This is a genomic window from Yeguia hominis (assembly GCF_014384705.1).
Classification (GTDB): Bacteria; Bacillota; Clostridia; order Oscillospirales; family Acutalibacteraceae; genus Yeguia; species Yeguia hominis.
In genome coordinates this window covers 1-12,124 of record NZ_JACRSN010000018.1, presented here as the reverse complement: position 1 = coordinate 12,124, position 12,124 = coordinate 1, and the positions used below count along the sequence as shown (strand labels likewise).

9 protein-coding genes and 1 pseudogene are annotated in these 12,124 nt (G+C 51.2%); all 10 read left to right on the top strand.

Translation table 11 applies throughout. From position 1 onward, the window contains the following. The first annotated feature begins 563 nt into the window (after positions 1-563). On the top strand, positions 564-6,368 hold the full coding sequence (locus IAG03_RS10970) for a DEAD/DEAH box helicase family protein (protein WP_346726137.1): 5,805 nt from the start codon (positions 564-566) through the stop codon (positions 6,366-6,368). A 188-nt stretch (positions 6,369-6,556) separates the two neighbouring features. Further along, positions 6,557-6,994 carry a radical SAM mobile pair system MarR family transcriptional regulator gene (locus IAG03_RS10965; RefSeq protein WP_249320073.1) on the top strand — a complete coding sequence of 146 codons (438 nt, stop codon included), beginning with the start codon at positions 6,557-6,559 and terminating at the stop codon, positions 6,992-6,994. Next, a complete protein-coding gene (locus IAG03_RS10960; protein ID WP_249320072.1) occupies positions 6,991-7,680 on the top strand; it encodes a radical SAM mobile pair protein A in 690 nt (229 codons plus the stop codon). Before IAG03_RS10965 ends, IAG03_RS10960 begins: the two co-directional genes overlap by 4 nt. Next, entirely contained in the window at positions 7,668-8,576 is a 909-nt protein-coding gene (locus IAG03_RS10955) for a radical SAM mobile pair protein B (protein ID WP_249320071.1), read from the top strand. The genes IAG03_RS10960 and IAG03_RS10955 overlap by 13 nt, the downstream gene beginning before the upstream one ends. 119 nt (positions 8,577-8,695) lie before the next feature. Then, entirely contained in the window at positions 8,696-8,866 is a 171-nt protein-coding gene (locus tag IAG03_RS10950) for a hypothetical protein (protein WP_178845313.1), read from the top strand. Between the two features lie 12 nt (positions 8,867-8,878). Then, positions 8,879-9,478: a metallophosphoesterase family protein gene (locus IAG03_RS10945; protein ID WP_249320070.1), complete on the top strand. Its 600-nt coding sequence runs from the start codon at positions 8,879-8,881 to the stop codon at positions 9,476-9,478. 134 nt (positions 9,479-9,612) lie between these two features. Then, on the top strand, positions 9,613-10,107 hold the full coding sequence (locus IAG03_RS10940; protein WP_249320069.1) for a hypothetical protein: 495 nt from the start codon (positions 9,613-9,615) through the stop codon (positions 10,105-10,107). A 15-nt stretch (positions 10,108-10,122) separates the two neighbouring features. After that, positions 10,123-10,428 (top strand): annotated as a pseudogene (locus IAG03_RS10935) (DUF3848 domain-containing protein); the annotation flags it as partial. A 39-nt stretch (positions 10,429-10,467) separates the two neighbouring features. Beyond that, positions 10,468-11,412 (top strand): DUF3991 and TOPRIM domain-containing protein, encoded by a 945-nt coding sequence (locus IAG03_RS10930; protein WP_249320068.1) that lies wholly within the window; start codon positions 10,468-10,470, stop codon positions 11,410-11,412. Further along, positions 11,409-12,124: DUF3846 domain-containing protein (locus IAG03_RS10925; RefSeq protein WP_249320067.1), on the top strand; the 716-nt coding region annotated here is incomplete at its 3' end. The genes IAG03_RS10930 and IAG03_RS10925, both read left to right, overlap by 4 nt.

Here is a 12,124-nt window from a genome sequence, read left to right as displayed (position 1 = left end):
AACAGCAGCAGGAAATTATCGCAGAAGCGGAGGAAGAAAAATCCTCCGCTTTTTCTATTTCTCAGGAGGACATCGACGCCATTCTGACACGGGGCAGCGGCATCCATCAGGGCAAATTCCGCATCTATGAGCAGTTTCTCAAACAGGATTCTTCTGAGAACAATATCGCCTTTTTGAAAAACGAATACGGCATCGGCGGCGCGTATCCTGCCGTTTCCGGCAGAAATCTCGATGAAAGCCACGACGCCAAGGGAATCAAAATCAGCAGAGGCAGAATCTCTCGGCCCGATGCGGAACTGCTTTTGCGGTGGAACAAGGTCGAGAAGCGGATCGGGGAGCTGATTCGCACCGACCGCTATCTGAGCCAAGCAGAAAAGGACAACTATCCTGCCTACCGGGAGCAGGCAGAAGCTCGGAGGAAACGAGGTGAAATCTCTGATGAGTTCCGGTCGATTGTCTATGATTACAATGACTTTGTCGCGCAGCTTGGCGAGGAAAGCAAAGCGCTGAATCTGTATTATTTGTCGAGCTGTTGGAGTGCGTTCAGCGTGGGCGATAAGAAAATGCACGCCAGGACTGCGGAGGGTGACTTCATCCTCCCCATGATGCGCGAGGCAATGAATTCGATCATTGCGGACAACACCCACCTGACCGCAAGATGCGAAGCCATGCTGGAAGCGTTGAACAGTGATGTGGCAAAGCCGCTTGAGCCGACCTTCGATGAGCTGAACCCTCCGCCGGAGCCCCAGAAGGAATACCGCTATCATCTCGGTGATACGGTCTATATCGGCACGCAGGAATACGAGCTGCTGTCTTTTGACGAGAAGAAGGTCGTCCTCTTTGATACACAGTTCCCGCTGTTTAACAAAGAGCTGTCTCGTGAGGAGTTCGATAACCGGCTCAAAGAAAATCCGCTGAATGACAAGCTGCTGCAAGCCGTGGAAGAACCCCCTGTTGCAGACAATACGAAGGCGAGAATATCCCTTGACACCGGCAGCAACAAGGTTCACTGGATTTACTTCAATCCCGATGCAGATGCAGGCGGACAGTATGTTTCCGGTGACCTTGATTTCTCCGTTTTTGAAGAGCTTGTCGAGCAGTATGACATTGCCAGCCATCCGGAAAACGCCGCCGACTTCCGAAATGACCTTGAAGAAATGTCGGATCAGTTCCTTGCGGACATCAATACTCCGTTCTTCATGGAAGCTGAAAATGACTATGAGATGGACTGCGATTATATCGAGTTCACGCCGGAAAACCTCCTGAAGATTCACGAGGATATTCTGTCTTTAGAGGCAGACCGGGAAGCAGCGCGAGAGACTGACCGATATGAGGCGGAGTTTGGTGCGGACGGCACACGGGTATTCAGAGGAACGGAAGATTTGGCAGAAGACGATTCCGAAATTGAGAGCCTAACGGACGAAGAATTGGATGCTCTGCCCATCAGCACCGTCAAAGACGGCGAGGTCGTGACCTACCCCAATGCGGAGGCCTTGCTGGATGACCAGGAAGAAGCGCTCGCCCCGCCTCTACAAGTGAAAAGGCCTTCCAAGATCGCGCCTCATGTGCTGCACCCGGAAATCAACACCGAGTACCGAACCAACTTCCAAATCGAGAGCGATGATATCGGCGTTGGCACGCCGCTGGAACGGTTCTATCACAATATCCGTGCCATTCAGCTCCTGAACAAGCTGGATGCGGAAAGCCGATTGGCGACACCCACCGAGCAGCGTGTGCTTGCCGACTATGTGGGCTGGGGCGGTCTATCCGAGTTCTTCAAGGAGGACAATCCCCATTATACCGAGCTGAAGAATGTGCTTTCCGATGAGGAATATGCGTCGGCAAGAGAATCTACGCTGACGGCCTTCTATACGCCGCCCGTGGTGATCAAGGCGGTGTACAGTGCCCTGGAGAACATGCACTTTCAGACCGGCAATGTGCTGGAGCCCTCCTGCGGCATCGGCAACTTTATGGGGCTTGTTCCCGAAAGCATGAATGACGCAAAATTCTACGGCGTGGAGCTGGACAGTATTTCCGGGCGAATTGCGCAGCAGCTTTATCAGAAAAACAGCATCGCGGTGCAGGGCTTTGAGAATACAAACCTTCCCGACAGCTTCTTTGACGCTGCAATCGGTAATGTCCCCTTCGGGCAGTTCAAGGTGCCCGACAAGCGCTACGACAAGCACAACTTTCTCATTCACGACTATTTCTTCGCTCGCACTTTGGATAAGGTAAGACCCGGCGGCGTGATTGCTTTCATCACCTCAAAGGGTACGCTGGATAAGGAAAACCCCAATGTCCGAAAGTATATCGCGCAGAGAGCGGACCTCCTCGGCGCTATCCGGCTGCCGAATGATACCTTCAAGGCCGCTGCCGGCACAGAGGTCACATCGGACATTATCTTCCTCCAAAAGCGTGACCGATTGGTGGATATTGAGCCCGATTGGGTGCATCTGGCCACCGACGCCAATGGCATCCGGATGAACGCCTATTTTGTGGACAACCCTGAAATGGTGTTGGGCGACATGCAGATGGTCAGCGGGCCTCACGGCATGGAGTCCGCCTGTATTGCTTATGAAAATGCAGAGCTTGGGGACCTCTTGCGGGATGCCATCCAGAACATTCATGCCGAGATTACCGAATTTGAAATCGACTATCTTGAAGCGGAGGATGAGGACCTTTCTATCCCTGCTGACCCTGATGTGCGCAATTTCAGCTTCACGGTGGTGGACGGCAAAATCTATTACCGGGAAAACAGCCGCATGAACCCCGTGGATGTTTCCGCAACTGCCGAAAGCCGTATCAAGGGCATGATTGCCATCCGAGACTGCGTCCGGACGCTGATCGAGTATCAGACGGAGGACTATCCCGATGCCGATATCAAGGCAGAGCAGGAAAAACTCAATCGCCTCTATGATGATTTCAGCAAAAAATATGGGCTTATCAGCGCAAGAGCCAACAATTCGGCTTTCAATTCCGACAGCTCCTACTGTCTACTTGCCTCGCTGGAGGTGCTGGATGATGAGGGCAACTTCCTCCGCAAGGCAGATATGTTCTCCAAACGAACCATCAAGCAGAAGGTAACGGTGCAGTCGGTTGACACGGCTTCCGAGGCCTATGCTCTGTCCCTTGCGGAAAAAGCAAGAATCGACATGCCATATATGTCGCAGCTTACCGGTAAAACCGAGCAGGAGCTGTTTGAGGATTTGAAGGGTGTTATTTTCCTCAACCCCATGCACATAAGCGAAGAGGACGGCAAGCCGAAGTATCTCCCTGCCGATGAATATCTCTCCGGCAATGTCCGTGAAAAGCTCCGTTGGGCAAAGCAGAGTGCGGAGCTCTACCCCGAGGATTACGGAGAGAATGTCCGTGCTCTTGAGGCGGTGCAGCCGGTTGACCTGACGGCAAGTGAGATTTCCGTAAGGTTGGGCGCAACATGGCTGCCTCCGGAAATTGTGGAGCAGTTTATGTTTGAGCTTTTCAGCACCCCTCGCTACTGCCAGTGGAACATCCATGTTCACTACGCGCAGTACACCGGTGAATGGAATGTGGAGGGAAAATCCTACGACCGCAGCAATGTGAAAGCTCACAATACCTACGGTACCGGTAGAGTCAACGGTTATAAGATTATGGAGGAAACCCTGAACCTCCGCGATGTAAGAATCTTCGACTACATCGAGGACGAAAACGGCAGGAAAACGGCTGTGCTCAATAAGAAAGAAACCGCCATCGCACAGGGCAAGCAGGAGCTTATTAAGCAGGCCTTTGCAGACTGGATATGGAGCGATCCGGAACGCCGGGAGCAGCTAACCAAGCTGTATAACGAGAAGTTCAACAGCATTCGCCCCCGTGAGTATGACGGCAGCCACCTGAATTTCGTGGGAATCAATCCGGAGATCACGCTGAGGCCGCATCAAGTCAACGCCATTGCCCATATCCTCTACGGCGGCAACACCCTGCTTGCGCATGTAGTTGGGGCTGGGAAGACCTTCGAGATGGTAGCGGCGGCCCAAGAGAGCAAACGGCTGGGCTTGTGCCAGAAAAGCCTGTTCGTGGTTCCCAATCACCTGACGGAGCAATGGGCGAGCGAATACCTCCAGCTCTATCCCTCCGCCAATATTCTTGTCGCCACCAAGAAAGACTTCGAGACCAAGAACCGCAAGAAGTTCTGCGGGCGCATTGCCACCGGCGACTACGATGCGGTCATCATTGGGCACAGCCAATTTGAAAAGATCCCCATGTCCCTGGAACGACAGCGTGCCATCCTGCAGCAACAGCTGGATGAAGTGCTGGACGGCATTTCTGAATTGAAGAAAAACCGTGGGGATAATTTCTCCATCAAGCAGCTGGAGCGAACCAAGAAAACGGTCAAGCAGAAGCTGGACAAGCTCAACGATCAGTCCCGCAAGGATGATGTTGTGACCTTTGAGGAGTTGGGCGTTGACCGTATCTTCATCGATGAGGCGCATTACTATAAAAACCTCGCCGCATTTACAAAAATGCGGAATGTGGGCAACATCAGCCAAACCGAGGCCATGAAGTCCAGCGACCTGTATATGAAGTGCCGGTATCTGGACGAGTTGAGCGGCGGCAGAGGCGTTGTGTTTGCCACCGGCACACCCATCTCCAACAGCATGGTCGAGATGTACACCATGCAGAAGTATCTCCAGTACGGAGCGCTGCGCAGGAATGACCTTCTCCACTTCGATGCCTGGGCCTCCACCTTCGGCGAGACGGTGACGGCTATCGAGCTCTCCCCGGAGGGCACGGGCTACCGCGCCAAAACGAGGTTTGCCAAGTTCTACAATCTGCCGGAGCTCATGGCAATGTTCAAGGAGACCGCAGATATTCAAACGGCGGATATGCTCAAGCTCCCTGTGCCGGAGGCCCATTACCACAGCGTTGTTTTGAAGCCATCGGAAACGCAAAAGGAAATGGTGGCCTCTCTTTCAGAACGAGCCGAGCGTGTCCGCAATAAGATGGTGGATTCCAGCGTGGATAACATGCTCCTCATCACCAATGACGGCAGAAAGCTCGCCTTGGATCAGCGGCTCATGAACGATATGCTCCCCGACAGCGAGACAAGCAAGGTGGGTGCGTGTGCGGAGAATGTTTTTGACATCTGGCAGCGCACCGCCGACCGGAAATCGACACAGATGGTATTCTGCGACCTGTCTACGCCCCACGGCGACGGCAAGTTCAATGTGTACGATGATCTCCGGAACAAGCTGATTGCCAAGGGCGTTCCGGCAGAGGAAATCGCCTATATCCACACGGCAAACTCTGAGGCGCAAAAGAAAGAGCTGTTTGGCAAGGTGCGCTCCGGTCAAGTGCGTGTGCTCATCGGCTCCACGCAGAAAATGGGAGCCGGTACCAATGTGCAGACGAAGCTTGCGGCACTTCATCATTTGGATTGTCCGTGGCGACCGTCTGACCTGCAGCAGCGGGAAGGACGAATCATCCGCCAGGGCAACGAAAACAAGGAGGTCGATATTTACACCTATGTCACGGAGAACACCTTCGACAGCTACCTGTATCAGTTGGTGGAATCCAAGCAGAAGTTCATTGGGCAGATCATGACCAGCAAATCCCCGGTGCGCTCTGCGGAGGACATTGACGAAACCGCCCTGAGCTATGCGGAAATCAAGGCGCTGTGCGCCGGCAATCCCCACATCAAGGAGAAGATGGATTTAGATATTGATGTTTCTCGCCTGAAGCTGCTCAAGGCCAACCATCTGAGCCAGCGCTATGCTCTGGAGGATCAAATCCTGAAGGAGTTCCCCCAGAGAATTCGGTCGTTGGAGCAGCGCATTGAGGGCTATCAGGCGGATATTGACCAGCGAAAAAGAAATACCGAGCCCAACGAGGACGGTTTCTCTCCCATGATTATGCCGGGTGGCACGGTAAGAGAAAAGAAGGCCGCCGGTGATGCCATCCTCGGCCTTTGCAAGTCCATGACAAGCCCAGAGCCGATTTCCATCGGTCAGTACCGTGGCTTTGACATGGAGCTGTCCTTCGATACCTTCAGCCGGGAATATAAGATCACGCTGATTCATCAGCTGCGGCATACGGTCACGCTGGGAACGGACATCTTCGGCAACATTCAGCGACTGGATAACACCCTCGGCGCTTTTGAGGAACGAATGGCGGCGTGTGCCGAGCAGCTGGAGAATACACGGGTTCAGCTTGAAAACGCAAAGGCCGAGGTACAGAAGCCATTCCCCCAGGAGGAAGAACTGAAAACCAAATCGGCACGGCTAAATGAACTGAATGCGATGCTCAATCTCGACAAAAGAGAGAACGAGATCGTGGACGGTGAGCGTGGCGAGGAGGAGCCGCAAAAATCATCCGCAGACAGAGAACGCTAAAAAGAAAATCACAGCGGCAATGTGGAATACCTGCATTACCGCTGTGATACGCAAGCCGGGAAATGTACCGAGTATGCGATAGAATGAGGCTGACAAATCGGAATTTACCTCTATTCAATCATACAAGCTCTTGACAATAAAGCTCCTATATAGTATGATTTTACAAACTACTATATAGGAGCTTTTGCATGAAAACAAATGGTGGATTTCTTGTCACCAAAATAAAACAGCTTGGTGACCGGATTTTTGAGAAGATTCTCAGCGAAAAAAATATCGATGCGTTTAATGGAGCCCAGGGGCGTATTCTTTATGTGCTGTGGCAGGAGGATGGAATCTCGATCAGGTCACTCTCGGTCAAATGCGGATTAGCGATAACATCTCTTACGACGATGCTGGAAAGAATGGAAAATCAAGGACTGATAAGCCGTGTTCAGTCTGAAACGGACAAAAGGAAAACACTCCTGTTTCTGACTGAGAAAGCACATGCCTTAAAGGGCGAGTACGATTCTGTATCTGATGAGATGGGCAGCATTTACTACAAGGGTTTTTCAGAGGAAGAAATTACCCGGTTTGAGGAATGCCTCAACCGCATCAGAAAGAATCTTGAGGAGTGGCAGAAGTCATGAGTATTTGTATCAAAGATCAGATTCAGAACATGAATCTCGTCATCGGCTGCACAGTGGGGTGTACATATTGCTATGCCCGCAACAACGTGAAACGCTGGCATATGATCGATGACTTTGCTGATCCTGAGTTCTTTCCGGGCAAGCTCAGGATGATGGAAAAGAAACGTCCGCAGAACTTTCTTCTTACCGGCATGAGCGATCTCTCCGGATGGAAGCCGGAATGGAGAGGCGAGGTATTTGCAAAGATCCGTGAAAATCCACAGCATCAGTTCCTGTTCCTTACCAAGCGCCCCGATCTGCTGGATTTTGATACCGATCTGGAAAACGCATGGTTTGGCGTTACGGTGACGAGGAAAGCCGAACTGTGGCGTATCGACGCCCTTCGGAAAAACATCAGAGCAAAGCATTACCATGTTACCTTTGAACCGTTATTCGACGATCCCGGTACAGTTGACCTTTCCGGAATCAACTGGATTGTTGTCGGCACTATGACCGGGGTTCAGAGCAGGAAGGTTCATACGGAGCCAGAGTGGGCATGGTCTCTGACGGATCAGGCACACGCACTCGGCATTCCGGTGTTTATGAAGGAAGACCTTGTCCCTATCATAGGGGATGAAAATATGATTCAAGAAATGCCGGAAGAATTTAATAAAGTGTTAGAGGTACAGAGATCATGGCAGAAGTAATCGACGGAATCCTCATTCGTGAGGTGGAAACAAAGAACATCATGACCAAGTCCAGTCTGCCGGTAGGTGGTTACTCGGTCAATCCCTATGTAGGCTGTACACATGCCTGCAAGTATTGCTATGCTTCTTTTATGAAGCGCTTTACCGGACACACGGAGGAATGGGGTACTTTCCTTGATGTGAAGCATTGGCCGGAAATTAAAAATCCGAAGAAATATTCCGGACAGCGGGTGGTCATTGGTTCTGTGACGGATGGCTACAATCCACAGGAGGAGCAATTCGGGAATACCAGAAAACTTCTGGAGCAGCTGATCGGCAGTGACGCAGATATTCTGATCTGCACAAAGTCTGATCTTGTGGTAAGGGATATTGATCTGCTGAAGAAGCTTGGACGAGTGACCGTTTCATGGTCGATCAACACACTGGATGAAAATTTCAAGAACGATATGGACTCTGCTTCGAGCATTGAGCGGCGCATCGCTGCTATGAAGCAAGTATATGATGCAGGTATCCGTACAGTCTGTTTCGTATCTCCGGTATTCCCTGGGATCACGGACTTTGAAGCCATCTTTGAGCGGGTAAAGGATCAGTGCGATCTGTTCTGGCTCGAAAACCTCAATCTTCGGGGCGGCTTCAAAAAGACGATCATGGAGTATATCGCCGGAAAATATCCTGACCTTGTACCGCTTTACGATGAGATCTATAACAAGCATAACCGCAGCTACTTTGAAGCACTTGAAGTAAAAGCTGAGGAAATGGCTAAGAAGTATGATTGTCCCTTTGCGGATAATGAAATGCCTTATGGAAGAGTCCCGCAGGGACATCCGGTGATCGTGGATTATTTCTATCATGAGGAAATCCGAGGGACAGAAAATACAGGAAAAAGAAATCGTTAACTTCCTGTTTGTCGATCCACGGCAGCCTTTCAACAGGCTGCCGTATTCGCTTTTCAGAAGATTTTCATTCGCACATTTGCCATGATGCGCATTTGCGGATACAATGGGGGCAGAAAGGAATGGAGGTGCTGCAAATGCTTCGCCGTAAAGCTGAGAAACGAATTGTTGAGCTGTCCCCTGACGAGGCGCGGCTGTTGCGGGAAGCGCTTCTTGCTTTTCGCAACAAGCTACTTTCTGCCGGAAAGCCAACAGAGGATGTGAACGAGTTGATTATCAAGGTGATGAAATGAGGAGGAGCGCGTTTGGCAAACTTTTATATTTCCGATCTGCATATCGGGCATGAAAATATTCTGCGGTTTGATAACCGCCCCTTTGCGGATGTCAATGAGATGAATAACAAGCTCATAGAGAATTGGAACGCCAGAGTACGCAGCGATGACACAGTATACATCCTTGGCGATTTCATCTGGGCAAAGGAAAGTGAGTGGCCATCCATTGTCGGTTCACTTGCTGGCAATAAGGTGCTGATACGGGGCAATCACGATCCCAAGCAATTCAGCGCCGCCACAAGGCGCATGTTTCAGGAAATCACGGATTTGAAGGAAATCAAGGACAGCGGCAAGCATGTTGTGATGTGTCATTATCCAATCCCATTCTTCCGTGCAGGTTTTGCCCCAACTGCGTTCATGCTCTACGGTCATGTCCATCAGACGATTGAATACGAGTATATCGCAAAGCTCCGGCGTGAGGTAAAGGCAAACGCTACCGGTTACGGCACACCGAACGGGAACTTCATCAATGTCGGTTGCATGATGCCGTATATGGACTATACGCCGAGAACACTGGATGAGATTATAGAAGGAGATGCAAGGTATCATGAAGAAAATCCCGACGCTCTTTGAGCGGGTATTTGATACATACATTGTCTCCGTGTGGATGATCTGATTTCGACCCAAAACCAAATAATCTTTACGCAGCCGCATGGTTTCCAAGAGAAATCAGGCGGCTTTTTCTATTGAAGGGGTGATTTTATGATATGGGAAGCCTAATCTACTATGGTGCACTATTCATTGCAAAGGTGCTTGACAATGCACTCAGCACAACAAAGACAATACTGATTCAAAGAAGTCGGTGGCTACTTGCCGGGATTGCGGTGGTACTGTCCGACTTTATCTATTTCTGGCTGACAAAGAGAATTGTTTCAGGTGACAACAATTGGGCGATTCTCATCGTCTCTCTTGCTGGCGGCGTGGGCTGTGCACTGGCCTGCCTGTTCAGCGAGAAGTTGTCAAAGGACAGAACCTATGTAAATGTGATCATGTCGGACAATCTCAGAGCTATGCAAAATTTCCGGGACTTTCTGGCCACCCATCACATAACAAATGTGGCTGCCGATACCTATACCTTGGACTGGAGCAAGAAAACCATCTCCATAACTGCATACCCGGAAACCAAAGCACAATCACGCCTGATCACGGAATATATCGAAAACAGTCCGCTGAAATTCAAGCGTGTTGTTCATAAAACATAATAGGAGGAAAGCAAAATGACAAACGAAGAACTGAACACCGCTTTATATAAGAAGGTGTTCGCAGAACAGGAGAAGTATCAGGAGTGGCTGCTTTCCCAGCCGCCCAATGAAATCCTGAACCACTGCTACGAGTACACGGTACGGGAGGACATCGTGCTGGCACTGGAGGAATACGACCTATCCAATAAGCAGTGCAAGGCACTCCTGAAGTCGCCCAGTCCCCTTGCGGATGTGTTCAAGGACTTCGAAAAGCGGGAGACCGACCACATGGACAACATCCGTGACACCATCGAGTGCCGAGCCAATGCGGTCATCCGGGCCGATTTCCTGAGAGACCGGCGTGAAGCGAGGTGATGCCCTATGAGCTATATTGCTGCGGAGGATGTTGCCAAGGCCAAGGAAATGGATCTTTTGACTTACCTCCGCAATTATGAACCCCAAGAGCTCGTCCATGTATCCGGAAACACTTACTGCACCAGAGAGCACGACTCCCTGCGAATCAGCAATGGCAAGTGGTGCTGGTTCTCACAGGGCATTGGCGGCAGATCGGCGCTGGACTATCTCATCAAGGTGAAGGGCATCCCTTTCACGCAGGCAGCAGAGATCATTCTCGGACGGGAGGCAGAAAAGCCTCCCGTTTTCTATCGCCAGAAGGAACGAAAACACACGGAACTGCTGATGCCGGAGCTGTCCGAAACAACGGACCGCGTGGAGAAATACCTGCAAGGCCGAGGAATTCACCCGGTTATTATCCGTTATTGCCTGGATAACAAGTTGCTCTTTGAGTCTGCAGATTACCACAATGCGATGTTCGTAGGGTACGACAAGGACGGCAAAGCGAGATATGGCGCTCTGCGCAGCACTGTCAGCAGCTACAAAGGGGAACTGACCGGCAGCGATAAGCACTTCTCTTTTTTCTTGGAGGGAAAGCCGAATGCGGAGCACATTCATGTATTTGAATCCGCCATTGACCTGCTGAGCTTTGCAACCTTGACGCTGCTGGCCGGGCGCGACTGGAAAAGTGAAACCTATTTGTCTTTAGCCGGTGTGTTTCAGACTAAACGAGAGAATGTTGTGCCGGTGGCCTTGAGCAGATTTCTTGACGAGCACCCATCCGTCCGCAAAATCCATCTGCATCTGGATAACGATGCCGTCGGTCGAGGCGCTGTGAAAGGAATTGTTGGCGGACTGCAAGGAAGGTATCAGGTCTATGACGAGCCGCCCTCCCGTGGGAAAGATGTGAATGACGAGCTGAAAATCCGTGTAGGACTTATGAGAGAAAGAAAGGAGCGGGAACGCACATGAACATTGCAATTTATCAGATCAACCCGGACCGGGACGAGAACAATGTGGCCTTCTTGAACTACGAAAATCTGGAGCGCTTTCAGGGCTCTGCCGCGCTTCGCAGCGAGGTCTACGACAAGGTGTTCGAGGGCAAGGTGGACTGCGGCACACTGGAGGAGGTGTACCAGATGTTCAACCTTGACCATCCGGACGGATACCGGGGCAGGTCCCTTTCCGTTTCGGATGTGGTTGAGGTCGTAGGTGAGGAAAAATCCACCTTCCATTTCTGCGACAGTATCGGCTTTCGGGAAGTGGATTTTGACCCGGATATGACCGAGCCCCTGAAAGAGAAGAAAATCAAAGTGGTGCTCTGTGAGCCGGGCAAGGTTGCCAGAGTGGCAGAGATCGGGACGGAGCTTTCCGATTTGCAGAGGGTGGTCGGCGGGCTGATTGAGCCCTATTATCCCTTTGAAGAGCAGGTCTGCATCGTCTGCAACGACGAGGGCAAGTACAACGGCATGCGGCCCTGCCGCGCCATCTACGGAGAAGACAGGGAGATGATGGACATTATCTTCGGCCCCTTTTTCATCTGCGATTGCAGCACGCCGTACTTCGGCTCCCTCAACAAGGAGCAGCTGGAACGCTACACGAAGCAGTTCCAGAATCCGGAGCGCTTCTTTCGGGTCGGCGGGGAAATCAAGGCCGTCCCCTATAAGCCCGAAAAGGACCACGA